The sequence below is a fragment of the Xanthomonas sp. A1809 genome, assembly GCF_017746015.1.
GTDB lineage: Bacteria > Pseudomonadota > Gammaproteobacteria > Xanthomonadales > Xanthomonadaceae > Xanthomonas > Xanthomonas euvesicatoria.
Window position 1 is genome coordinate 526,990 of sequence record NZ_JAGHWZ010000005.1, and the last position, 24,053, is coordinate 551,042.

General features: G+C 64.2%; 18 protein-coding genes. 13 read left to right on the plus strand and 5 right to left on the minus strand.

Annotation, left to right across the window (positions count from 1 at the left end; genetic code table 11):
• Positions 1-43: 43 nt before the first annotated feature.
• The 4 genes from J7396_RS08625 to J7396_RS08640 all read left to right on the plus strand — a co-directional run bounded on the left by J7396_RS08625 (position 44) and on the right by J7396_RS08640 (position 6,565).
• Positions 44-556: a hypothetical protein gene (locus J7396_RS08625; protein WP_014090790.1), complete on the plus strand. Its 513-nt coding sequence runs from the start codon at positions 44-46 to the stop codon at positions 554-556.
• A gap of 428 nt (positions 557-984) precedes the next feature.
• Positions 985-2,499 carry a PhoPQ-activated protein PqaA family protein gene (locus J7396_RS08630; protein WP_209261302.1) on the plus strand — a complete coding sequence of 505 codons (1,515 nt, stop codon included), beginning with the start codon at positions 985-987 and terminating at the stop codon, positions 2,497-2,499.
• 292 nt (positions 2,500-2,791) lie between these two features.
• On the plus strand, positions 2,792-3,826 hold the full coding sequence (locus J7396_RS08635; protein ID WP_209261303.1) for a glucokinase family protein: 1,035 nt from the start codon (positions 2,792-2,794) through the stop codon (positions 3,824-3,826).
• A 102-nt stretch (positions 3,827-3,928) separates the two neighbouring features.
• Entirely contained in the window at positions 3,929-6,565 is a 2,637-nt protein-coding gene (locus J7396_RS08640; RefSeq protein WP_209261304.1) for a TonB-dependent receptor, read from the plus strand.
• Between the two features lie 215 nt (positions 6,566-6,780).
• On the opposite strand, the gene hrpA is transcribed toward J7396_RS08640, so the two are convergent.
• On the minus strand, positions 6,781-10,902 hold the full coding sequence (hrpA, locus tag J7396_RS08645) for an ATP-dependent RNA helicase HrpA (RefSeq protein ID WP_209261305.1): 4,122 nt from the start codon (positions 10,900-10,902) through the stop codon (positions 6,781-6,783).
• Positions 10,903-11,004: 102 nt separating this feature from the next.
• On the opposite strand from hrpA, the gene J7396_RS08650 reads away from it, so the two are divergent.
• The 6 genes from J7396_RS08650 to J7396_RS08670 all read left to right on the plus strand — a co-directional run bounded on the left by J7396_RS08650 (position 11,005) and on the right by J7396_RS08670 (position 15,621).
• On the plus strand, positions 11,005-11,553 hold the full coding sequence (locus J7396_RS08650; protein WP_003482535.1) for a Dps family protein: 549 nt from the start codon (positions 11,005-11,007) through the stop codon (positions 11,551-11,553).
• A gap of 223 nt (positions 11,554-11,776) precedes the next feature.
• Positions 11,777-13,573, plus strand: coding sequence for a DNA helicase RecQ (gene recQ, locus J7396_RS08655; protein WP_071118513.1), 1,797 nt, complete (start codon positions 11,777-11,779; stop codon positions 13,571-13,573).
• Between the two features lie 138 nt (positions 13,574-13,711).
• A complete protein-coding gene (locus J7396_RS08660) occupies positions 13,712-14,209 on the plus strand; it encodes a hypothetical protein (protein WP_008578046.1) in 498 nt (165 codons plus the stop codon).
• A gap of 78 nt (positions 14,210-14,287) precedes the next feature.
• Positions 14,288-14,692 carry a response regulator gene (locus tag J7396_RS08665; RefSeq protein WP_008578047.1) on the plus strand — a complete coding sequence of 135 codons (405 nt, stop codon included), beginning with the start codon at positions 14,288-14,290 and terminating at the stop codon, positions 14,690-14,692.
• A 218-nt stretch (positions 14,693-14,910) separates the two neighbouring features.
• Positions 14,911-15,138: a hypothetical protein gene (locus J7396_RS22520; RefSeq protein WP_244669576.1), complete on the plus strand. Its 228-nt coding sequence runs from the start codon at positions 14,911-14,913 to the stop codon at positions 15,136-15,138.
• An 87-nt stretch (positions 15,139-15,225) separates the two neighbouring features.
• Positions 15,226-15,621, plus strand: a complete 396-nt coding sequence (locus J7396_RS08670) for a hypothetical protein (protein ID WP_244669578.1) — start codon at positions 15,226-15,228, stop codon at positions 15,619-15,621.
• Positions 15,622-16,516: 895 nt separating this feature from the next.
• Here J7396_RS08670 and J7396_RS08675 read toward each other — a convergent pair.
• Positions 16,517-17,227, minus strand: a complete 711-nt coding sequence (locus J7396_RS08675) for an rRNA pseudouridine synthase (RefSeq protein ID WP_008578050.1) — start codon at positions 17,225-17,227, stop codon at positions 16,517-16,519.
• A gap of 231 nt (positions 17,228-17,458) precedes the next feature.
• Here J7396_RS08675 and J7396_RS08680 point away from each other — a divergent pair, with 231 nt between their 5' ends.
• Positions 17,459-17,665 (plus strand): hypothetical protein, encoded by a 207-nt coding sequence (locus J7396_RS08680; RefSeq protein ID WP_008578051.1) that lies wholly within the window; start codon positions 17,459-17,461, stop codon positions 17,663-17,665.
• Between the two features lie 515 nt (positions 17,666-18,180).
• Entirely contained in the window at positions 18,181-20,349 is a 2,169-nt protein-coding gene (locus J7396_RS08685) for a methyl-accepting chemotaxis protein (protein WP_008578052.1), read from the plus strand.
• A gap of 358 nt (positions 20,350-20,707) precedes the next feature.
• On the opposite strand, the gene J7396_RS08690 is transcribed toward J7396_RS08685, so the two are convergent.
• On the minus strand, positions 20,708-21,334 hold the full coding sequence (locus J7396_RS08690; protein WP_033479514.1) for a LysE/ArgO family amino acid transporter: 627 nt from the start codon (positions 21,332-21,334) through the stop codon (positions 20,708-20,710).
• 101 nt (positions 21,335-21,435) lie between these two features.
• Here J7396_RS08690 and J7396_RS08695 point away from each other — a divergent pair, with 101 nt between their 5' ends.
• Positions 21,436-22,338: a LysR family transcriptional regulator ArgP gene (locus J7396_RS08695; RefSeq protein ID WP_008578054.1), complete on the plus strand. Its 903-nt coding sequence runs from the start codon at positions 21,436-21,438 to the stop codon at positions 22,336-22,338.
• 269 nt (positions 22,339-22,607) lie between these two features.
• On the opposite strand, the gene J7396_RS08700 is transcribed toward J7396_RS08695, so the two are convergent.
• Together J7396_RS08700 and J7396_RS08705 are read right to left on the minus strand one after the other, a co-directional pair.
• Positions 22,608-22,967, minus strand: coding sequence for a response regulator (locus J7396_RS08700; protein ID WP_008578055.1), 360 nt, complete (start codon positions 22,965-22,967; stop codon positions 22,608-22,610).
• Positions 22,964-23,971, minus strand: coding sequence for an HWE histidine kinase domain-containing protein (locus J7396_RS08705; RefSeq protein WP_008578056.1), 1,008 nt, complete (start codon positions 23,969-23,971; stop codon positions 22,964-22,966). Before J7396_RS08705 ends, J7396_RS08700 begins: the two co-directional genes overlap by 4 nt.
• Between the last annotated feature and the right edge of the window lie 82 nt (positions 23,972-24,053).

Sequence of the window (24,053 nt, forward strand, 5' to 3'; positions counted from 1 at the left end):
AACAGCGTCTACACTAGCCTCTCCTCTTCTTCGGATGGCTTCCATGTCGCTCGCGCGCCGCATTCCCTTGCTGGTTTGCCTGACCTTGGCGCTGCATGCCGCCCCTGCCCTGGCGCAACGCGCGGTGCAAGGCGACCTGCAGTCGCAGATGAGTGCCGAACAGTTCAAGGCCGCCGGCCTGGACAAACTCAATGCGAGCGAACTGGCTGCGCTCAACGATTGGCTGCAGGGCAAGGTCGCCAAGGAGGCCGCAGTGGTGGTCGAACAGGCCAAGGAAGCCGGCCGCCAGGAAGTGATCGTCAAGAACCGCGGCTTCTTCGACTTCGGCAGCAAGGAGCCGATCGAGAGCACCATGGTTGGCGAATTCAAGGGCTTCGCCAAGGGCCGCGTTTACACGCTGGCCAACGGTCAGGAGTGGGAACAGACCGATGCCGCCAGCCTGTCTGGCGTGCGCAAGGACGCACCCAAGGTCAAGATCAAGCCGGGTCTGGTCGGCGTGTGGTATCTGCAGATCGAGGGTTACAACACCCCGGCCAAGGTGCGGCGGATCAAGTAAGCGCCTCCGCCGAGCTTGCGCGGCTGCCGAAAGCGGTTGCCACCCACGGCATCGGCATGCGCCGCGCGTATCCCGCCGCTGCGCGTTGCGCATGCGACATTGCAACCAGCCGCTGCAATGTGCTCGCCGTAGAGCAACGCATGCGCAAGGCGGCGCCGGTGCGGCAGACAGAGCGCAAGCGTCAGTGCGCACCCGCCATGCCCAGGCGCAGCCAACGTTGGCGCGCCGAATCATCGTACTCAGCATCGCGCACACGCAGCCATTGGCGGTAGCGATAGGTGCCGTCCTACTGACCGATTCCGACCACGCGTACACTCCTGCACACACCGCGCCCCCCACCCGTCGCTGACGCCACTGCTAACCGCGTTTTTCCCACGCAATTGGTCGCAGCAATCGCTGGCCACACGCACGGACTCTGGAGAACCTGCATGCGCTCGAAGACCTATTGCAGCCTTGCACTGCTATCGTCCCTGACACTCTTTGCAGGCGTCGCGCCCGCTGATCCCATCGCGTCCGCTGCGTCGCCGGCGGAGCGCTGCGCCAATGCACCGGACGTTGGCTTCGGGCAAGCCCTGGTGTGTTACCACGATGCCATCGAACAGCAACCGCTGACCTATACGCGCGTTGGCACCAGCAGCGTGGCCGGTGTCGAGCGGCGCGATTACCTACTGACCTCGCAGGACTGGTCGCCCGAGGGACTGGTCATGCCGGCGCGCTGGCAGCATGACGTGGCGATTTACGTGCCGACAGAGGCCTTGCCCACGCGCGCGGTGTTGATCTCAACCAATGGCACGCGTCACCCGGCGGATGGCAGTGCGGCGCAGCCGGCCAGCGAGTTGGCGCCCGAAGCGCTGGCCGCCTTGGCGCAACGCACCCGCACGGTGGTGATCGCGCTCAGCGACATCCCCAACCAGGCGCTGATCTACCAGGGCGATGCCACCCCGCGCCGCGAAGACGACAGCGTGGCCTATAGCTGGTCGCTGTTTCTCAAGGCGCCGCAGCAGCGCAAGACATTGCCGCTGCATGTGCCGATGGCGGCCGCGATTGCGCGCACCATGAGCCTGGCCGAGCGCGAACTGGCCCCACTGCGAATCCATCGCTTCGTCCTTGCCGGCGCCTCCAAACGCGGATGGGCCAGCTGGCACGCCACCATCGCAGACCGGCGCGTGGAGGCGGTGGCGCCATTGGTGATCGACATCCTCAACATGCCGGCCGTGCTGGAGCATATGTCCCGCACCTATGGCGGCAACTGGCCGATCGCCTTCAACGCCTATGCAAAGCAGGGCATCACCTCACAACTGCAGACCCCCGCCTTCGCGCAGTTGGTGCAGCTGCAAGATCCGCTGAGCTATTTGCACACGCCGTACCGCACGCGGCTGGCGGTGCCCAAGTACATCGTCAACGCCAGCGGCGACGACTTCTTTTTGCCGGACAACACCCAGTTCTTCTATGACGCACTACCCGGCAGCAAGGCGCTGCGCGTCCTGCCCAACAGTGCGCACAATATCCGCGCCTCCGTCGTCGATACCCTGGCGCCGTTTATCACGCGCCTGCAGCAGCAGCGCCCGTTACCGCAGGTAAGCGATGTGTTGCGTATGGGCCAAGCGCCGCAGATCCGCTTCCGCTCCTCCGAGCGGCCAACGCAGGTGCAGCTATGGAGTGCACATAATCCGCACGCGCGCGATTTCCGCTACGCCTGCGGCATACGCTACAGCGCCACGCCCATTGCGCTTGCTAGCGGCGGCACGGTCCCGGTACCGGTGCAGATTCCGGAGGACGGCTGGAGCGCGTATTTCGTCGAAGCCACTTACGCGGACGGATTCGTTGCCACCAGCCAGACCTATGTAGTCGGCAAGCAGCGTTACCCCACCCAGGCACCGCCCACCGATAACGCGGCCTGCAGCACATTGCCCGGCGTGCCCACCGCTGCCGCCGTGCGCTGACGCAGTTCTTGAACGATGGCGATCGCCGGCTGAAGCACCTCGCGGGCAATTGAGCGCCATGCGCCAGTTGCCGGGTCGGCTTTTCGGCAACCACCGCGCCACGTTGGACGCATTTGTCCACGTTGCGCATTGAAGTCCGCACAGACAATGCCAAATGGCACGTTTTTGCACTTGAGCACGCCACCAAGATCGATCCAACCCGACTGATCCATTGACATCGTTGTCACCAACTCCTACACAGGCCCCTACTCGCTGACGGCATCGGCCGGTCAGACGGACCAAAGGACTGAATGTGGCTGCGATTTCGCGTTCCGCTTACGCCTCTGCCTCGCCCGATGTCCCCGTTGCCACCAGCTTCGTCGCTGCCGATGTCGGTGGCACGCATGTGCGTGTCGGGCACATGCTGCAGACGCGCGATGCAGCCATCGAGCTTTCGCATTACCGCACCTATCGCTGCGCCGAACACGCCAGTCTCCAGGCCATCCTCGAGGACTTCCTGCAACAGCGGCGCCGCGTCGATGCGGTGGTCATCGCCAGTGCCGGCGTAGCGCTGGACGATGGCAGCTTCATCAGCAACAACCTGCCCTGGACGATTTCGCCCAACCGCATCGGTACCGCACTGGCGGTGCGCAACGTGCACCTGGTCAACGATTTCGAGGCGGTGGCCTACGCAGCGCCGCAGATGGAACAACGCGCCGTGCTGCAGCTGAGCGGACCCACGCCGCGCCATGCGCGCGCCAACGGGCCGATTTTGGTGGTCGGCCCCGGCACCGGTCTGGGTGCAGCACTGTGGATCGATGCCAAGCCACGCGCAATCGTGCTGGCTACCGAAGCCGGCCAGGTCGCGCTGGCCAGCACCCACCCGCACGAATACGCCTTGCTGCAACGCCTGTTGCGTGGCCGGCACTATCTGCCGCTCGAGCACGTGCTTTCCGGCCCGGGCTTACTGCATCTCTACGACGCGGTGTGCGAGCTGCATGACGCAACGCCGCTCCATCGCCTGCCCGCCGCCGTGACGCACGCAGCGCTGCACGAAAACGATGCGCTTGCGCGCGAGTGCCTGCAAATTTTTTGCGGCCTGCTGGGGAGCGCGGTCGGCGACATGGCACTGGCCTACGGCGCTGCCGGTGGCATCTATCTGGCCGGGGGCTTCCTGCCGACGATCGGCCAGTTCCTGGCTGGCAGCACATTAGCCGAGCGCTTCCTGGACAAGGGAAACATGCGCGCGGTGCTCGAACGCATCCCGGTCAAATTGGTCGAGCACGGGCAACTGGGCGTGCTCGGCGCGGCCAACTGGTATCTGCAACACCACACCGAGCTGTCGTAAGCGATCTACCACGCGTTCCACCCCGAGCGCGCGTCTGCAAGACCCCGCATCCGGCGAGCGGCAGCCCGCCGTCCATCCCTGTGCGTGATGAGGAGAGACATCATGAAATACAGCATCACCCTGCTGTCCAGCGCCATTGCACTATCGCTGGCATTCGCTGCGCAAGCCCAGGACGGCGCTGGCACGCAAGCCACCGACCTGGATGCCGTCCAGGTGGTCGGCATCCGCGCCAGCCTGGAAAAATCGCTCGATACCAAACGCAACAACACCGGCATCTCCGAGGCGATCACCGCCGAAGACATCGGTAAATTCCCAAGCACCAACGTGGCCGAAGCGCTCTCGCAGATTCCCGGCGTCACCCTGGACCGGCGCTTCGGGCAAGGCGAGCGCGTGAGTATCGACGGCACCGACCCCAGCCTCAATCTGTCGTTCCTGGACGGGCATCCGGTTGCGCAGGCGATCTGGCTTTATGGCGAACAGCCCAGCCGCGGGTTCGATTACACCCTGCTGGCCCCGCAGATCCTGGGCCGTGCGGAAATTCTCAAATCCTCCGAAGCGCGCCTGACCGAAGGCAGCCTGGGCGGCACGGTGCTAATGCACACGCGGCAGCCGCTGGATCTGAAGGCCAACGAAGTGGCTGCGTCCATCGGCTATAGCTACAGCGACCAGGCCAGCCAGGGCAAACCCAACGCGGCACTGCTCTACAGCTGGAAGAACGCGGCGCAGACCTTCGGCATTGCGGTGTCGGCGCAGCACTACGAAGAACGCGTCGACCGCCGCGGCATGGAAGTGTTCGGCTACGCACCGGCCAGCACTTTCGCCAATGCCGCAGGCGGCGTGCCTGCCGATGCGGATGTACCCAACTCGATCAACGCGGCCTGGTTCCAGCAGGATCGCGAGCGCGACAGCGCCGTGGTCAACCTGCAACTCAAGCCCAGCGAGGCGCTGGAGTTCAATCTGAGCGGCCTGTACATCAATGAGAACTTCGACAACTACAACCAGTCGATGTACAGCTTTTTGACCTGGAATGCCGGCACCGTGGCGGCGGTGGACCAACTTGGCGGCGTCCGTAACGGCGTGGTCACCAGTGGCCACTCCAGCGCCAATGCGATCCCGCTCGGCGGCACGGTGATCTACGACAACAACGTGCGCGAATCGGAGGTGACCACCAAAGGACTGGACCTGCGCGGCGCCTTCCGCGGCGAGGGTTGGGGCTTGAACGGACAGGTGGGCCAGAGCAAGTCCGAGAACAACGATCTCTCGCAATACTTCATCGAGCCGTTCTACAACGGCGGCTTCAGCTGGGACACCCGCCGCGGCATCCGCTTCGACGATCCCGCAGCGGCACGCAACCCCGCCAACTGGGGTTCGGCCGGCGGCTGGTTCGGCAACAACGGCATCTTCTCTACCGAAAGCAAAGACACCTACGGCCAGCTGGATTTCAATCTGCAGTTCGATGGCGTGTTCAATCAACTGCTGTTGGGCGTGCGCCACGGCAAGCATGACGAGCGCTTCGAGCTCAACGTCTATGGTGGTGTCACCCCCGGCACCCTGGCCGACGTGGGCACGATCGGGCTCACCGATCTGCAGGGGTTCTATCCCGATCACGGCCGACATATACAGGCAGGTCGCAACAACGTGCTGAACTGGATCCGCAACAGCCCGGTCGATTACAGCGCGCCGGATCCGGCCAGCTACCTCAACAACAGCTGGGCGCTGGAGCAGACCAACAATGCGGCCTACGCGCAGCTGAATTTTTCCGGCGGCGGTCTGCGCGGCAATCTCGGCGTGCGCTACGTGGATTCCAAGACCGAAGGCAGTGGCTTCGTCTACAGCGGCACGCCCTCCCTCGCCGAGGCCGGCAGCCTGTGGCAGACCCGCACCCGCAAGGAAGACTTTCTGCTGCCTTCGCTGACGCTGTCGTACGACACCAGCGACGACTGGGTATTCCGCTTCGCTGCGGCCAAGGTCATCGCCTGGGCACCGTACAACCAGATGGTCAACAACACCTTCCTCAACGACACCACCTTGACCGGCAGCGGCGGCAATGCAGACCTGTCGCCGTATGAATCCTGGAACTTCAATCTCTCTGCCGAATATTATTTCGCGCAGCAAGCGGTGGTGGCGTGGTCGGTGTTCTACAAGAAGATCGACAACTACATCGACACCAGCGCCAGCGTGGAGCGCCAGTACAACGCACTGCGCGACACTGCGCCGCAGAGCTGGGCGCAATTGCTCGGCAGCAACGGCTGTACCGCCGATGGCTATTGCGACTACAGCATCCAGCGGCCGCGCAACGCCGGCGATGGCAAGGTCAAGGGCTTCAACATCTCCTTCCAGCAACCGTTCGGCGACAGCGGCTTCGGCCTGACCGCCAACTACACCTATGCCGCCGGCGAAAACAACACCGGCGATGCCCTGCCCTACCAATCGCGCAACAGCCTCGCCTTCAGCCCCTACTATGAAAAAGGCCCACTCAATGCCCGGCTGACCTACAACTGGCGCGACAGCTATCTGGCCGGCGGTTATGTGGCCGGTGCGGCACCGGCAAGCGTGGACGATTACGCCGAACTCGGCGCCAGTATCGGCTATGCCTTCAGCCCGAACTGGTCGCTGCAGGTCGATGCGCAGAACCTGCTGGACGAGCAATACCTGCAGTATCTGGGCGACAAGGACCACCTGGCCGGACGCTACAAGAGCGGACGCCGCTACATGGCCAGCCTGCACCTGAAGTTCTAGCGCAGCTAGCAACGACTGCGCTCACCGCCAGGCGGGCGCGGTCGGTGCTCGTAGCCGGGCGTACCACTTGTACGCCCCGGCTTCGAGCGCACCGTCTGCGCCGATCTGCCGACTGCTCGCGACGATATACGGGCCGTTCTCAGCATCGGAGGCGCACGCCGCGTGCCTTATAAAGACGCACGCGGCTTTGTTCGGATACATGCCCGACCGAAGGCTCAACTGCGCAGTGCAGCGACCCGTTGCGACAGTTTCTTCGCCGAAACGCCGGATTTGGCACCCAGCTCCTGCGCAAAGACCGACACGCGCAGTTCTTCCAGATCCCAACGCAGCGCCTGCCACTCTTGGCGGTCTTGCAAACCGTGCGCAGCGGCGGCTTCCACTGCATCCACGAACGGTTTGAGCTCGAGCATGCGCGCCTGGTCGCGCGCAGGATCGCGCTTTGCGCGCTCGGTACGCAGGATCATCGCCCTGAGGTAGCGCGGATAATTGGCCAATGCATCGGCCGGCGTGTCGCGCAGGAAGCCTGCATGCACCAGCGCGCGCAGTTGCTGCTCCATGTCGTCCAGGTTGCCGCGTGCCCAGCCCATCAACGGCGCCTCCAGCAGTGGCTTGAGTTCGGCCACGGCGCCCAGGATGCTTTCGGCCAACTTCAAACGCTCCATCGCTTCGCCGAACAGCCGCTTGCCCGCATCGTCGCGGCGCTGCGCAAACGCGCCGGGGTCGCGAATGGCGCCCAGGCCATCGGCCAGCACGGCATTGAGCGCCGCATCGACCAGATCGCCACGCAGGCGTTCCTGCGATTCGATCGCCGCATACAGCAGACCGGTCTTGGGCGACACCGGCAGTTGCTTGCGCACCTGCTTGATCTTGTCGGCCAATGCGATTTCCAGCAAGCGCCGCACGCCGCGCGGATGCGCCCGCGCAGCGTCGTTGCGGTCTGCAAAGATACGCAGCGCCGCATTGTCGCCCTGATCCACCAGCGCCGGGTATGCCGGCACGCCGGCCTCGCCGGCCACCTGTTCGGGAATCGGCGCACTCGGAAAGTCGCGCAGGCCCTCGGCGGCCAGCGCGCGCCCGGCCCGTGCGGCGAATGCCTGCCCCGCGCGCTCGCCGAAGCGCGCACGCAGCCCGTCCAGATCGCGCGACTCGGCCAGCACCTTGCCGTCGTCGTCGCGCAGGCGCAGGTTCATCAGCAAATGCGTGTCCAGCGCCTGCTCATCGAAATCCAGTGCCGTCACCTGCGTCCCGGTGGCCTTGGTCAGAAAGCGCGCCAGTTCGCCGCGGATATCGTCGGCCGAGGCAATGCTAAATGCCTCGTAGAACGCACGTCCGAAATCGGGTGCAGGCACATAGTTGCGGCGTTGCGCCTTGGGCAGGCTACGAATCAACGCAGACGCCTTGTCGGCGACGAAGCCCGGCGCCAGCCACGACAGGCGCGCCGGATCCAGCGCATTGAGCAGGTGCAACGGCACCTCCAGCGTCACGCCGTCGTCGATGGCCCCCGGCTCGAAGCGGTAATGCAACGGCAGGCGCGCATCGCCGAGTGGGAAATATTTCGGAAAGCGATCGGCTTCGCTGCCTTCGCCCGGCAGCAGATCGTTCAACGACCAATGCAGGCTGCGGCGCTTGTCCGGCGGCAAGCTCTTCCACCACGCATCCAGACCGCTGGCCGAATGCAGCTCGGCCGGAATGCGATCCAGATACCAGCGCGCCTGCCAGCCTTCGTCGGCAACGATACCGGCACGACGCAGCTTGGCCTCTTCTTCGCGCGCCTGCTCGAGCACCTTGAGATTGTCGGCCACGAATGCGGCCCGCGTATTGATTTCGCCCGTCACCAGGCCTTGGCGCACGAACAGGTCATGCGCTGCGGCCGGATCGATCTTGCCGAAATGCACGGGCTTTTTCGGCGCCAGCACCAGCCCGAACAGGCTGATCTGTTCCGAAGCGACCACCTGCCCCTGCGCACGCGACCAGTGCGCATCGAAATGCTTGCGCGCCAGCAGATGCGGCAGCTCGGCAATCGCCCAATCCGGCTCGATCGCGGCATTGGTCATGCCCCACACTTTCTGCGTGTCCAGCAGCGTGGCCGCCAGAATCCACGGCGGCGGTTTGCGCGCCAATGCGGAACCCGGAAACGGCACGAAGCGGCGTTGCCGCGCGGCCAGATAATCGCCTTTTTCGGTGCGATGACCGATCTGCGTCGGCAGGCCCGCCAGCAGCGCGCGATGCAGCGCCTGATACGCCGCCGCACGCTCGCGCTCGGTGGTCCGCGCCGAGGCTTCGGCAGCCTCGGCCTGCTTGTTCGTCGCAGCAGGCGCAGGTTGCGCAGGTGCTGCATTCGGATCCGGCTTGCCTTCGCGCGCCAGCCGCGCAGCACGGTGCAGTTGGCCACGCGTAGGCCGGTTGACGTTGTGGCCGTCCTCGCGGGCGGGCGCGCTGGCACCGGCCAGCAACGGCGCCAGCATCACATTGGCCGGCTCTTCGCTCCAACCCAGTTCTTCGCACAGCAACCGCAGCTGCCGGTGCAGCTCGCGCCACTCGCGCATGCGCAGGAAACCGAGGAAATGCCGGTTGCACCAGTCGCGCAGCTTGGATTGGGTGAGATCTTCATGCACCTGCCGGTACGCATCCCATAAGCGCAGGATGCCGACGAATTCAGAGCGCGCGTCGGCAAACAGCGCATGCGCGTTATCGGCGGCCTCGCGCGCTTCCGGCGGGCGCTCGCGCGGATCCTGGATGCCCAGGAATGCGGCGATGATGATCATCTCGCGCAGGCACCCATGTTGCTGCGCGGCCACCAGCATGCGCGCCAGCTTGACGTCCACTGGCAGGCGCGCCATCTGGCGCCCGGTGGCGGTCAGACGCCGCTGCGCATCGATGGCGCCTAGCTCCAGCAGCTGTTGCCAGCCATCGGCCACCGCACGTTCGTCGGGTGCCTCCAGGAACGGGAAGTCTTCGATCCTGCCCAGCCCCAACTGCAGCATGCGCAAGATCACCCCGGACAACGAGGAACGTCGGATTTCCGGATCGGTGAACGCCGGACGCGCGGCAAAGTCCGCTTCGGCATACAGCCGGTAGCAGATACCCTCTGCAATGCGACCGCAACGGCCCATACGCTGGTTGGCGCTGGCCTGCGAGATCGGCTCGATATGCAGCCGGTCCAGCTTCTGGCGCGGGCTGTAGCGCTTGACGCGGGCAAGCCCCGGATCCACCACATAGCGGATGCGCGGTACCGTCAGCGAGGTCTCGGCCACGTTGGTGGCCAGTACCAGGCGCCGGCGCGGGCCCGGGTTGAACACGCGATCCTGATCGGCCGCCGACAGCCGCGCGTACAGCGGCACCACTTCGGTTTCACGGTATTTGCGCCGTTCCAGCGACTGGTGCGCATCGCGAATCTCGCGCTCGCCCGGCAGGAACATCAGCACATCGCCGCGCGGGTCGATGCGGGTAATTTCGTCGATGGCCGCCACGATCGCATCGTTGACACTGCGCTCGCCGTCGCGGCCGCTGCCGTGTTCGCCATCGTCGCTGTCGCCCGTATCGCCTTCCAGCGGGCGATAACGCACCTCGACCGGGAAGGTGCGGCCTTCCACGCTGATCACCGGCGCATCGTCGAAGTGCCGTGCAAAGCGCTCGGTGTCGATGGTGGCCGAGGTGACAATCAACTTGAGGTCGGAGCGCTTGCGCAGCAACTGCTTGAGATAGCCGAGCAGGAAATCGATGTTGAGGCTGCGCTCGTGCGCCTCGTCCACGATGATGGTGTCGTAGGACGACAGCCAACGGTCGCTGGCGATTTCCGCCAGCAGGATGCCGTCGGTCATGAACTTGATGCGCGACTGATCGCTGACGCGATCGGTGAAGCGCACCTGGAAGCCCACCGTCGTGCCCAATGGCGTCTTCAGCTCGTCGGCCACGCGCGCGGCCACTGCACGCGCGGCGATCCGGCGTGGTTGGGTGCAGCCGATCATCCCGGCGGCTCCACGTCCGGCCGCCAGGCACAGCTTGGGCAGCTGGGTGGTCTTGCCCGAGCCGGTTTCGCCGGCGATGACCACCACCTGATGATCGCGGATCAGCGCGATGATGCGCTCGGCCTCGCGCGCGATCGGCAACTGGTCGTCCAGCGTGATGGCCGGTTGCTGCTCGGCCCGCGCCTGGCGTTGCGCCTGCGATGCCGCCAGCGCCTGCTCGAACGCATCGCGCACCTGCGGGTTGCCCGGCTTGCCCTGCCAGCGCGACCATAGGCCCAGCAAGCGGCCACGGTCGCGGCTCATCGCACCATCCACGGCACGGCGGCGCTCACGCAAGGTGTCGGCAAGGGTGGAGTCGATAGCGCTCATTGATGGAAAAATGTGAAAAATTGAATGACGTTTGATCCTTTAGCCTGTCTATTGTGACGCCATATCAGTTCCCCAAGACATCCACCCTGCAAGGACCATCCCATGTCCAAGAAAAAAAACGCCAATAAGCCCGTCGTCGTCAGTGATGCCCTGCCGGTCGCTGCTGCGTCGGCACCGCATATCGATATCGGGATCAAGGACAGCGATCGCAAGCAGATCTCCGACGGTCTGGCCCGCTACATGGCTGACGCCTTCACCTTGTATCTGAAGACCCACAACTTCCACTGGAACGTCACCGGGTCGATGTTCAACTCGCTGCACACCATGTTCGAAACCCAGTACACTGAGCAGTGGGCGGCGCTGGACGAGGTGGCCGAGCGCATCCGCGCCCTGGGCTACAACGCGCCGGGCTCGTACCGCGAATTCGTTGCGTTGACCTCGATCCCGGAAGAGCCGGGCCTGAGCGACAGCGCCGACTGGCGTGAAATGGTGCGTCAGCTGGTCAGCGGCAACGAAGCAGTCTGCCGCACCGCACGCAAGGTGCTGGGCACCGCCGACGACGCCGGCGACGACCCGACCGTGGACCTGCTGACCCAGCGTCTGCAGACCCACGAAAAGTACGCCTGGATGCTGCGCTCGCTGCTGCAGTAAACCCTCTGGGCTTCGCCCCTTCGGGTTTGAGCCCCTCTCCCGCCGGGAGAGGGGTTGGGGTGAGGGTACGGTGCGAAGCCCACGTCATCCCAACCGCATAAGGCTTCAGTGCGTCCCCTGCGCGCCGACATACAGCACATCGCGGCAATCTCCGATCTGCCATTGCGCGCAGCTGCTCCCATGCCATCCGGCCAGGGCTTGACCCGCACGGTATCCTAGGTCGATGTCTTCCCCCGCTCACGAACTGCTCAGCCGCGTCTTCGGCTACGACGACTTCCGCGGCCCGCAGCAGGCCATTGTCGAACACGTCGCTGCCGGCAACGATGCCCTGGTCCTGATGCCCACCGGTGGCGGCAAGTCGCTGTGCTACCAGGTGCCGGCGCTGCTACGCGACGGCATCGGCATCGTGGTCTCGCCGCTGATCGCGCTGATGCAGGATCAGGTCGAGGCCCTGCGCCAGCTCGGCGTACGCGCCGAGTTCCTCAATTCCACCCTGGATGCAGAAAACGCCCAGCGCGTGGAACGCGCCCTGTTGTCCGGCGACCTGGATCTGCTCTACGTTGCGCCCGAGCGCTTGCTGACCCAGCGCTTCCTCTCGTTGCTGGAACGTAGCCGCATTGCGCTGTTCGCCATCGACGAAGCCCATTGCGTCTCGCAATGGGGCCACGATTTCCGCCCGGAATACCGCCAGCTCACCGTGCTGCACGAGCGCTGGCCGCATATTCCGCGCATGGCGCTGACGGCCACCGCCGACCCGCCGACCCAGCGCGAAATCGCAGAGCGCCTGGATCTGGTGGACGCGCGCCACTTCGTCAGTTCCTTCGACCGCCCCAACATCCGCTACACGGTGGTGCAGAAGGACAACGCGCGCAAACAGCTGCAGGAATTCCTGGGCCGTCATCGTGGCTCGGCCGGCATCGTGTATGCGATGTCGCGGCGCAAGGTGGAAGAAACCGCGCAGCAACTGTGCGCGCAAGGCTTCAATGCACTGCCCTATCACGCTGGCCTGCCGGCAGAGGTGCGTGCAGAAAACCAGCGCCGCTTCCTGCGCGAGGACGGCATCATCATGGCCGCCACGATCGCTTTCGGCATGGGCATCGACAAGCCGGACGTGCGCTTTGTGGCGCACGTGGATCTGCCCAAATCGCTGGAGGGCTATTACCAGGAAACCGGACGCGCCGGCCGCGACGGCGACCCCGCCGACGCCTGGCTGTGTTACGGCCTGGGCGATGTGGTGCTGCTCAAGCAGATGATCGAGCAAGGCGAAGCCGCCGAAGAGCGCAAGCGTCTGGAGCGCGCCAAGCTCGACCACCTGCTGGGCTATTGCGAATCCATGCAATGCCGCCGCCAGGTGCTGCTGGCCGGCTTCGGCGAGACCTATCCCAAACCCTGCGGCAACTGCGACAACTGCCTGACCCCGGCCGCCGCCTGGGACGCCACGGTAGCCTCGCAGAAGGCGCTCAGTTGCGTGTATCGCAGCGGGCAGCGCTTTGGCGTGGGCCATCTGATCGACATCCTGCGCGGTAGCGAAAACGAACGTATCAAACAGCTGGGCCACGACCAGCTGAGCACCTACGGCATCGGCCGCGACCTGGACGAACGCACCTGGCGCGGGGTATTTCGCCAGCTGGTGGCCGCCAGCCTGCTGGAGGTGGATAGCGAAGGTCATGGCGGCCTGCGCCTCACCGATGCCAGCCGCCAGGTGCTCAAGGGCGAGCGCCAGGTCATGATGCGCCGCGAAAACCCGGCTGCCGGGCGCGAGCGCAGCGCGCAGCGCACCGGCCTGCCGGTGCAGCCGCAGGATCTGGCGCTGTTCAACGCCTTGCGTGGCCTGCGCGCGGATCTGGCCAAGGAACAGAACGTGCCGGCTTTCGTGATCTTCCACGACAGCACCTTGCGCAACATCGCCGAACAACGGCCAACCAGCATCGATGCGCTGTCGCGGGTGGGCGGCATCGGCGGCGGCAAGCTGGCGCGTTATGGCGCGCAATTGATCGAGATCGTGCGCGAACAGGGCTGATGCAGCAGCATGTGTCAACACAACACCGCAGACGGCACAAAAATCCGCAGGATCGACAGCGCGCATTCAATCAGCCGTTGCTAGTTTCACAAAGCGAGCCGGCACGCGCTGCCAGCCCCTCTTCGTAGAGTCCAACCGATGAAACGCAGCCTGCTTGTCCTGGTCACTCTGTTTGCCACCGGCAGCGTCGCCGCTGGAAGTGCGTTGGCCCAAGCCAGCGACGGCAATCCCGAAACGGCGAGCGCACGTTCGCTGGACCTGAGCATTCCGCAAGCCCCGGTGCAGCTCCGCTCCGACCCGGAATACAGCAACGACCCGCCGGGCACCTTCTACGGCGACAAGAGCGGCCCCAAGCCGGCGCTGGCCCGGCCCAGTGCCGCTTCCATCGCTGCCGAGCGCGCCGAGCAATGCCAGGGCAAGCTGCATGGTGCTGTCGAAACCGGCCTGGGCTACTCCAGCCGCGGCGGCAACAGCAACTGGCAGGCGGTGAATTTGAATTCCTGCAAGACCTATTACGACGACGACGGGAAGGCGCACCAGATTGGCGTCAGCATCAGCGTCGGACGTGGTGAGGGCTCCATTTTCGGCCCGCGTTATGCACCCGGTGGCTATGGTCCGGGCCCGTTCGGCTGGTAACCATACGGCGAGGTGTGCGTTGACAGAGGGTTCACTGCCGCATCGCTGAGAATGTGGCCTGCCTTACGAGACCAGCTCATGCCACAGAACAAGGAACGGCCGGTTGTCTTCGTTGTCGAAGACGGCGACGGAACCCGACAGCTCAGCTGCCTTGTGCTGGAGAGCTATGGGTTCACTTGCCGTAGCGCCGGCTCGGTCGAAGAAGCCTTGGCCTTGATCGAAAGCGACCCGCGCGTGGACGTGCTGTTTTCCGATATCCATTTCCCGGGCGGCCTGACCGGTGTGGATCTGGCGCTCAAGACTGCACATGCGCCGTACAACCTGCCGGTGCTGCTGACTTCGGGCTTGGCGGTCGAATACGTGGAAGAGATCCTGCCCGACGGCGTGGCCTTTCTGGAAAAGCCGTATACCCCTGAGCAACTGCTCAGTGCGATCCGCAGCGTGATGGCCAAGCACCGCGTGCTGGCCACCCCGGTCGCGTAAACACGAGCGGCCGCGACTGGACGGCCGCCCACAATCCCGGTATTAAATGCCAGCCCTCGCGCGATGCGGCGGCAACGGGGATCGACCACACCACGGTAGTACCACAGACGCGGCGTAACGCCCGGCTGGCCGTACCGTGTCCTACGCCAGGGGAAAACATGAGACATCTAGTGACCGCAGCCATTGCCATGGTTGCGCTAAGCGGTTGCGCCACGGTCATGAACGACGCGACCCAGCCAATTCGCATCGACACCAAGACGGCCGATGGGCAACTGGTTTCCGGCGCCGACTGCGCCATCAGCAACGACAAGGGCCGCGTCACGGTGAAGTCCGGTCAGACCGCACAAGTGCATCGTTCCGCGCGCGATCTGGAGGTGACCTGTGTGCTGCCCGGCCAACGTGATGCCGCCGGCCGTTCCATCTCGCGCGCCAACATGGGCATTTAGGGCAACATTCTGATCGGCGGGGCGATTGGCGCCATCGTCGATCACAGCAAGGGCACCGGCTATACCTACCCGAGCTGGATCCAGTTGGTGTTCGGGCAGACGCTGAGCTTCGACCGCCATCGTGAAGACCGGGGCCAACCGTTGCAGGGCGAGAACGCGCACGGTGTGGTGGTTGCAGGCAATCCCAGTTCAGGCAACTCCGCGCACGGGTCGGCGGTCACCCTGCCATTGGCGAGCGAACCGGCAGCCGCCGAGCAGGCAGACGTTGCGGCAGCGTCTGCCAGTGTCGGGGGCAACGCTGGGCCTGCAAGCCCGGCGATGTCGACCGCGTCGGCGGCAAGTCGCGCCCAGGGCATCAGCAATGGCCTGCAATGCGGCACCATGCAGGCCACCAGCGCCACGCGCTTCAGCGCGGTCTGCAGCAGCGGCAATACGGTGCAGATCGATTGTTCCGGCTTCCGCTGCACCTCTACGTTTCAGTGATGCAGTGAGCTGGGCTGTGGGCACAAGCCCACGGTCATGCGCAGATCGTCGCGACGGCTGTCGGGTACGCCCCGACAGCGTGTCGGCTCGCTCCCGATTTACGTGATAGATGTCGCATTTAAACTGCAGCTACCGGACGCGAGGCCTGTTGGGCCGCTCAACTCGCGGGGCGCAGAGCACGCCCCTGCCGGGACACGGATGAAAAGGCGCGACAGAATGGCCGCGCCTTCCCTGCGATCTGCGCGTGCGTTCGTCCGTGCAGTCGCTTAGCACCAAAGAATTGTCGCCAGGTTCGATGCCTGGAAGACCTGCCCCGTCCTGCGATTGACCGCAGCTCTACCGTCGTTGCGATTGCGCATCACTTTCATGGCACTCAATCCGCGCGGCATGCCGATGAGCGCATCATTGCGCAAGCGCCTGCTTGGCTACCCGCTCATGCACCGGGCCATCCTTTCTCGAATCACGCTGCACAGGCACGCTCCCACACGTGCCAGGTGGCTGATTGATTGCTGCATGGATCGATGCAAGGCAACGCCAGCTTCCGCGCCACTTACGTCGATGCGCTGATCATCGATGCGGCAGAAATATGTGCTTGCTTCTGCGGCAAGCCATGCATTTCACGCGATCAAGCAGGCCGCTCGCTAGGCTAACGTCATCGCAGCGCTGTGCTGCGCAAGACTGTCAGGAGTTCCGCATGGGCGACAATTCGTTTTTATCTCCGGCCTTCATCATCCTGGTCATCGGTGTGATTGCCGTTGTGCTGTTTCTGGTCACGCGTGCCAAGAAAAAGCGCAACAAGAAATAATCGCTGCATGCGCTGCTGGCCGTGACTGAGTACGCTTGCACACAGCGCGACGTGATTCCAGCGGCTGCAGCCGCATACTCCGTGCTGCAGTCAGAACCGCTCACCTGCCGGCAGGTAGCGCCATTCGCCGATCGCCAGCTTGCCCAGCGACACCCGGCCCACGCGCAGGCGGCGAATGCTCACGACCTCCAGGCCCACTTCGCCGCACATGTAGCGCAATTGGCCCGGCTGCACGTGCTTGATCGCAAACCGCAGGCGGTCTTCGTTTTGCCAGCTCACCTTGCAAGGCGACAGACTGCGCTGCTGATAGACCAAGCCATGCGCCAGCCGCGCCATGCCGTAAGGGCGCAATTCACCGCGCACTTCGACCAGAAATTCCTGCTCGATCGCGCTGGCGTCAGCGCTCAACCGGCGCAGCACGCGGCCATCCTGGCTCAGGATCAGCAGGCCGCTTGCGGCGTCTTCCAGCGGCAGCGGTGCGTGCAAGCGTAGGAAGTGCCGTTTGAGCACACGTACGTCCGCCTGATCCAGTGCGCTGCGCGTTGCCGGCGTGGCCAGCGCCAGCGCGGCATCGACGCAGATGCCTGCCGGCTTGTGCAGCAACAAGGTGGCGGGCTCGGCAGGCGCCAGTACCGCATTTTCGGCCAGGGTGACCTGCGCCGCGGTAGCCAGCGTCTGCGGTTCTTCGACCACCACTCCGTCCACGCTGACCCACCCACCCTCGATGTACTGCTGGGCCTCGCCACGCGAGCAGCCGAACGCGGCAGCTACACATTTATCGAGACGGATCGGATCGGACATCGGGCGAGCTCAGCATCAGGGACGGCAGTGTACGTGCTGGCTGCTCGCCCGCGTGAGTCGTTGCACGGCAGCGATGGAGCGTTGCCCAATGCATTGGACGGTGCGCCTGCGCAAGTTGCGCATTGCCCGCCACCAACGCAATGGCAAACGCCGTGTGCACGCAGGCACCGGCAAACGCTTCTGCACCGCACGACAACGTGGGAAACTCGAAGCTCACACAGGAGATCGCAGATGTTTATCCAGTTCGGCACCGCCCGGGTCCGCCTCAACCATATCTCTGTCATCAGCGACCCATTCAATGCTGGCGAAAGCTTCGGGTCGTATTGCCACTCGGTTCGGGTCGGGCTGATCTCCGGCGAAGAAGTCTTTGCGCGCTTCAACAGCGAGAGTGGCGCCAAGCAACTGCACGCAGACGTAGTCGCTGCGCTGGAAGCCTGAGCAAAGAGTGATCGCCATCGCGTTGGGCCGCTGCGCACGCGATGGCTCACGCTGCAGCACGCGGTGCTTACTGGCATGCATGCTGCGGCGCGGCAATCCGCTCGGCATACGGCGTGGCGCACCTCCAATGAAGTAGCTCGCACGACCTATCCGCCCACGGGCTCGCGGCAGATCGTTGCCCAGCGTTCGATGCAGCACTGGGCTCTGCATGCAATCCGGCGGCCGGTCATACGCGTCTGTCGGTCAGCGCACATGTCGGCAAAACGTCGGAAAATCGCTGCATTCCTGGCACGCTTCGATCCGGCCAGAAACATCTGAATTCGCGCCCTGGGGCGCCCGTGTCAGGACGCGGGAAACTGCTGTCAGGAAACTTCCGATCTGTAATGAATCAGCGGTAAGTATTTTCGATCGACGGTCTTTAGCTCCCTCAAATCCGGCCGCTAGCTGGGCAAGACGCTTGAGTCGATGCACCCCGCATCCACCGAGCTGCTCAGCTGTACTACCTGGAAGCGGTCATGAATGACTTTCTGCAACGCCTCAATGTCGGCCGTCGCCTCGGAATGGCCTTCGGCATCTTAATTCTGCTGTCGGGCCTGCTGGTGGCGACCGGCCTGATCACCATGTCCAATGCGCGTTATGAGCTGGACACCATCGTCAACAACAACATGGAAAGGATCCGGCTGTCCTCCGAAATGCTCGACGCCAACACCAACGTGGCGATCGGCTTGCGCGACGTGGTGATGGTGTCCGGCGATGCGGCCAACCGGCGCGCGCTGCACATCATCGAAAAGAGTCGTGCGCGCTACAAGCAAGCCCACGATGCCTTGGCTGCGATGCCAAGCAGCGAACTCGAGAAAAACGCGCTCGCACTGGTGCAGGAAAAGCGCGACGTCTCGGTCAAGTTCAACAACCAGATTCTCGACTACGGCATGCGCGACCAGAATCAGCAAGCGCAGGCCTTGTTGCAAGGCGCTGCCGCTGCGGCGATGGACGAGCAACAAGCCGCAATTGCTGCAAATGCGGCCTTAGAGCGCCGCCTCAGCAAAGACGCATACGCGGCAGCGGTTGCATCGATGCACAACGGCAAGATCATCCTGGCCAGCGGCGGTATCGCTGCGCTGGTGATCAGTGCGCTGCTCGCATGGTTGATCACGCGCAGCCTCACCACGCCGTTGAGCCAGGCCACGCGCACTGCCGAAGCCATCGCCGCAGGCAATCTGCGCAACGATGTGCACACCACCGCAACGGATGAAACCGGTCGCCTGTTGCAGGCCATGGACAAGATGCAACTGCAGCTGCGCAACCTCATCGCGGCGCAGACCGACATGGCCAAGCATCACGACAACGGCCAGATCAGCTTCCGCATCGACGCAACCGTGTTCCCGGGCGACTACGGCCGCATGGCCAACGACACCAACGCGTTGGTGGCCTCGCACGTGGCCGTGCAAAACGATCTGGCGCGCATCATGGGGCGCTATGCCATCGGCGAACTCTCCGAAGACATGCAGCCCCTGCCGGGCGAAAAAGCCGCCTTCAGCAACACCATGTCGCAGGTCAAGCTCAACCTGTCGGCGATGAATCACCAAATCAGGCACCTTGCACAGGCGGCTGCCAATGGCGACTTCAGCGCCCGTGGCGATGTCGAACGCTTCCAGTTCGATTTCCGCATCATGGTGGAGAGCCTGAACCAATTGATGTCCACCGCGGACGGAAATCTGCAATCGCTGTCGGCACTGCTGCAGTCGATCGCAGCGGGCGACCTCACCGCACGCATGAGCGGCGACTTCCGCGGCGTGTTCGCACAGATGCGCGATGACGCCAACGCAACGGCGAGCCAGCTGGCGCAGATCGTCGGCAACATCCAGCAATCGGCCGTGTCGATCAACGCGGCGGCCAGCGAGATCGCCGCGGGCAATCAGGATCTGTCCCAGCGGACCGAGCAGCAGGCGGCCAACCTGGAAGAGACCGCCGCTTCGATGGAAGAGCTGACCTCCACCGTCAAGCAGAATGCCGAGAGTGCGCGCCAGGCCAATCAACTGGCGATCGGCGCCGCACGCGTGGCCTCGGAGGGGGGCAATGTGGTCGGCAAGGTCGTGGACACGATGAGTGGTATCGAAGCCTCGTCCAAGAAGATCGCCGACATCATCTCCGTCATCGACGGCATTGCCTTCCAGACCAACATCCTGGCGCTGAACGCCGCCGTGGAAGCTGCCCGGGCAGGTGAGCAGGGCCGTGGTTTTGCGGTTGTCGCCTCGGAAGTACGCACGCTGGCGCAACGCTCCTCCGGCGCAGCAAAGGAGATCAAGGACCTGATCGACGATTCCGTCCAACGCGTGGCAGAAGGCTCGGCACTGGTGCACAGCGCCGGCAAGACCATGGGCGAAGTCGTGGCCAGCGTCCAGCGCGTCACCGACATCATGGGCGAAATTTCGGCGGCCTCGCAGGAGCAATCTGCCGGCATCGAACAGGTCAACCACACCATCACGCACATGGACGAGACCACGCAACAGAATGCGGCGTTGGTGGAAGAAGCCACTGCCGCGGCCCGCTCCATGGAAGAACAAGCCGTGCACCTCACCGACGCGGTCGCCATCTTCAAGATCGATGCACGGCACGCACGCCGCGCAGACACGCGTGCTACCGCACCAGTCGCGTATCTGTTGGACAAGGTACGCCACGCCTGAGTGGCGTGGCCCGCTGGCTGCCCTGCAGAGGCGCAGCTGGCGTGAGCGCACCGAAGCGGTTGCCGGCGGCAATCGCAACACGCCACTGACCTCGTCCCAAGCGCGCCCTGGGAGGCGCGCCTGGATGTTGCAACGGCGCCGTCCACATCCCAGGGGCACCATCCACGGCAATGCCGCCTGTTCGCTGCCGATGAAACGGCCCAAACACCGCGAAGTGGCGCGCAATCGCAGCGTCAGCGACGATCCGGTGGCCCTGGCCTGGCGGTGTACGGCAACAGATCACGATGGATCGGGATACCCAGCTCTGATGCGTCGCAAGTCATGCGCGATACTGCATCACACCGTCCAGCCAGAGCGATTAGCGCAGCGCCGCGTGCTCGGGTAGCAGCAACAGCACACACAGCAGCAGCATGAAGACCGCGATCAGTCCATCCAGTATCCGCCACGCACGCGGATGCCGGAACACCGGCTGCAACAAGCGGGCCCCATAGCCCAGGCCAGAGAACCAGCTCACGCTGGCGATACACGCACCCAGTGCAAATGCCCAGCGCAACGCGCCGGGGTAATGCGTGGCCAGGCTGCCGAGCAAGAGCATCGTATCGAGATAGACGTGCGGGTTGAGGAAGGTAAACCCCAGGCAGGTGAGCATGGCGCGTTGCCAGCGGTCTTCGCCGTGTTCTGCCGGCGACATTGCGCCATCTCCGCGCCAGGCCCGGCAGGCGGCCATCCACCCATACACCGCCAGGAATGCGGCGCCTGCGTAGCGCAACAGCTGCAGCAGGCCCGCGTATTGCTGCGCCAACGCGCCGATTCCAGCAACGCCGAGCAGGATCAGCGCGATATCGCCAAGTGCACAGATCGCCACCACCAATCCCACGTGCTGGCGCTTGAGCCCTTGCCGCAGCACGAACGCATTCTGCGCGCCGATCGCGACGATGAGACCGGCACCGGCAAGAAAACCGGCCACTGTTGCTTGAACGATCATGGTGGTGTCTCCGAGGCAGGCGCGCATCGTGTGCCCTTACATCGAATTAGGAAAACTAAATAATCTGTATGCTGATTAGCATTTCTAATGCAGGTGAACGCATGGATCTTCTGCATCCGCAATTGGCCGCCTTCGCAGCCGTGCTGGACGAAGGCAGCTTCGACGCCGCCGCGCAGCGTCTTGCACTGACGCCCTCGGCAATCTCGCAACGCATCAAGGCGCTCGAAGACCGACTCGGGCAGGTACTGGTCATGCGCACGGCGCCTTGCCGGCCCACGCCGGCCGGCGAACGGCTGCTGCGCCGGCTCAAGCCCATGCAGGTCCTCGAAGCCGAAGCGATTGCCGACTTCCTGCCTGGCGATGGCATCGCCGGGCACCCACGTACCCTCGCCATCGCGGTCAATGACGACTCGTTGCAGACCTGGTTCCTGCAGGCGCTGTCTTCGCTCCACCAGGCGCACGGCTTCTTGTTCGATGTGCAGATGGACGACCAGGACCACACCCTGGAGTTGCTGCGCGCTGGCAGCGTGCTGGGCGCGGTCACCTCCGAGCGCGCGCCACTGCAGGGTTGCAATGTCCAGGCGTTGGGCGTGATGCGTTACCACGCGATCGCATCGGCGGCGTTCGTCGCTGCGCATTTCCAGGACGGCTTCACTGCCGACGCGCTGGGAAAGGCGCCGATGCTGGTGTTCAATCGCAAGGACACCTTGCAGGCGCGTTTCGTCAGGCGGGTCACGCGTAGCCGGCTGAGCCCGCCCACGCATTACCTGCCCACCTCCACCGGTTTTGTCGAAGCCGCTGCACGCGGGCTGGGCTGGTGCCTGGCGCCCGAAGCGATGGTGCTGCCTGCGGTGCGCAACAAGCAGGTCGTCATCGTCGACCCCACCCGCTGGCTCGATGTTCCGCTGTACTGGCAGTACGCCGCTGTGCGCTCGAACGTGTTGCAGCAACTCAACCAGGCACTGCGCGAGGCCGCTGCCACCAGCTTGCGTGGCAGCAGATAGACACCACGGCCATCGTTCTCACCACCTGCCCGTCGCCGGGCTGCCATGCATCTGCATACGCTGCGAATTCCGGCACCCATCGCCACATTGGCTACACCTGCCACGCTAGCCGGGTAATCGCTGCGCAGGCACGCCCAAGTGCCGATTCCAATCACTGTCCGCACCGGTTGAATGCCGCGGTGCCATGCACGTCGGAGTATTGCGGCAGTCGGCGATATCGAACTTCTCAGCGCCCCCATGTCGTTCAACTGCAACAAGACCCGCGCTGATCACTCGGCGCTGCGCTGCTGCAGCAGCGATAGCGCATGTTTTAGATCACGAAAATGGAAGGGTTTCTGCAGGCCGTGCCGGTGCCGGTACTTTTCGGGAATCCCGCCCTGCGCATAGCCGGTCACGAAGATATACGGAACACCGCGCGCATCCAGTTCTTCCGCAATGGGAAACGACAAGGTGCCGCCAAGATTGATGTCCAGCAGTGCCAGGTCGAGGTTGCCTGCCTGCACCGCTTGCAACGCGGCGTCCACGTCGGCCACGGTTGCCACCACCTCGTAGCCCAGTTCCGCCAGGCAATCCTCCAAGAGCATCGCCACCAACGATTCGTCTTCGACCAGGAGCACGCGCATGGTCATGGCCGTGCCTCGGCATGCTCGGGCGGCAACGGGATGGAAACGCGGAAGCGCACGCCAGCCGGATCGAAGGACAGCTCAACGTCGCCCTTGAGGTCGTGCTTCAAGCCACGCTCCAGAAGACGCGTGCCGAACCCCTTGCGCGTGGGTGGCTGCACGGGCGGCCCGCCGGTTTCCCGCCAGATCAATTCAAGCAGCTCCTGCTCGCCACGCGTGCTGCGCTCCCACGAAACCAGCACATTGCCAGCTGGCAAGGATAAGGCGCCGTGCTTGAGCGCGTTGGTGCACAGCTCATGCAGCGCCATCGACAGCGCCAATGCCCGCCGCGGATCAAGCCGACAGGAATCACCCTGCAACGTGAAGCGCTGGCTGTCGTGCGACTCATACAGCGCGGCAGCGTCGCGGGTCAGTTCCAGGATGTCGGCGCTGACCCAGTTTTCGCGCGTCAGCGTGTCGTGTGCCCGCGACAGCGCCAGCAAACGCGCGTCGAGCTTTTCCTGTGCGTCGGCCAGGCCACCGGCGTTGGTGAACGACTGCCGCGCCAACGATTGCACCATCACCAACGAGTTCTTGACCCGGTGGTTGAGCTCGTTGATCAACAGCTGCAGATGCTGCTCATGCTGCTTGTGTTCGGTGATGTCGCGCGTGGCGCCGGCGATCGCCTCGACTTTGCCGTCGGGTCCGAACACCGGGGTAAAAATGTAGTCGTAGATGCGCAGGCCCTTGGTCGTATGCGGGAATGGCACTTCGCCGCGCACCGGCTGGCCTGTTGCGATCACCTGTTCGATCTCTTCATCGTGCATGGCCGCATGCCAGGGCTCGTAGCCCAGTTCCAGGCAGGTTTTGCCGCAGGCGTCTTCCCAGCGCATGCCCCACATCGTCAACAACGCCTGATTGGCGTAGACGAAGCGATGCTGGATATCGAACACATACAAAAGATCCGGTGTTGCCTGTAGCAGGGCCTCGTAAATGCGCGATTTCGCTGCGTCTTCCTGATGCTCGGCCATTGCGTCATGGTTCCAAAATTGAAGCGAACGATAAATGGACTTACGTGAACGCCTGATCATGCGTATTTGACGTCAAATCCAG

Coding starts and splice junctions, on each gene's coding strand:
- hrpA (WP_209261305.1), bottom strand. CDS start 10,902: ATGAGCGCTATCGACTCCACCCTTGCCGACACCTTGCGTGAGCGCCGC.
- J7396_RS08690 (WP_033479514.1), bottom strand. CDS start 21,334: ATGATCGTTCAAGCAACAGTGGCCGGTTTTCTTGCCGGTGCCGGTCTC.
- J7396_RS08665 (WP_008578047.1), top strand. CDS start 14,288: ATGCCACAGAACAAGGAACGGCCGGTTGTCTTCGTTGTCGAAGACGGC.
- J7396_RS08630 (WP_209261302.1), top strand. CDS start 985: ATGCGCTCGAAGACCTATTGCAGCCTTGCACTGCTATCGTCCCTGACA.
- J7396_RS08660 (WP_008578046.1), top strand. CDS start 13,712: ATGAAACGCAGCCTGCTTGTCCTGGTCACTCTGTTTGCCACCGGCAGC.
- recQ (WP_071118513.1), top strand. CDS start 11,777: ATGTCTTCCCCCGCTCACGAACTGCTCAGCCGCGTCTTCGGCTACGAC.
- J7396_RS08700 (WP_008578055.1), bottom strand. CDS start 22,967: ATGACCATGCGCGTGCTCCTGGTCGAAGACGAATCGTTGGTGGCGATG.
- J7396_RS08675 (WP_008578050.1), bottom strand. CDS start 17,227: ATGTCCGATCCGATCCGTCTCGATAAATGTGTAGCTGCCGCGTTCGGC.
- J7396_RS08695 (WP_008578054.1), top strand. CDS start 21,436: ATGGATCTTCTGCATCCGCAATTGGCCGCCTTCGCAGCCGTGCTGGAC.
- J7396_RS08625 (WP_014090790.1), top strand. CDS start 44: ATGTCGCTCGCGCGCCGCATTCCCTTGCTGGTTTGCCTGACCTTGGCG.
- J7396_RS08705 (WP_008578056.1), bottom strand. CDS start 23,971: ATGGCCGAGCATCAGGAAGACGCAGCGAAATCGCGCATTTACGAGGCC.
- J7396_RS08685 (WP_008578052.1), top strand. CDS start 18,181: ATGAATGACTTTCTGCAACGCCTCAATGTCGGCCGTCGCCTCGGAATG.
- J7396_RS08680 (WP_008578051.1), top strand. CDS start 17,459: ATGTTTATCCAGTTCGGCACCGCCCGGGTCCGCCTCAACCATATCTCT.
- J7396_RS22520 (WP_244669576.1), top strand. CDS start 14,911: ATGAACGACGCGACCCAGCCAATTCGCATCGACACCAAGACGGCCGAT.
- J7396_RS08650 (WP_003482535.1), top strand. CDS start 11,005: ATGTCCAAGAAAAAAAACGCCAATAAGCCCGTCGTCGTCAGTGATGCC.
- J7396_RS08640 (WP_209261304.1), top strand. CDS start 3,929: ATGAAATACAGCATCACCCTGCTGTCCAGCGCCATTGCACTATCGCTG.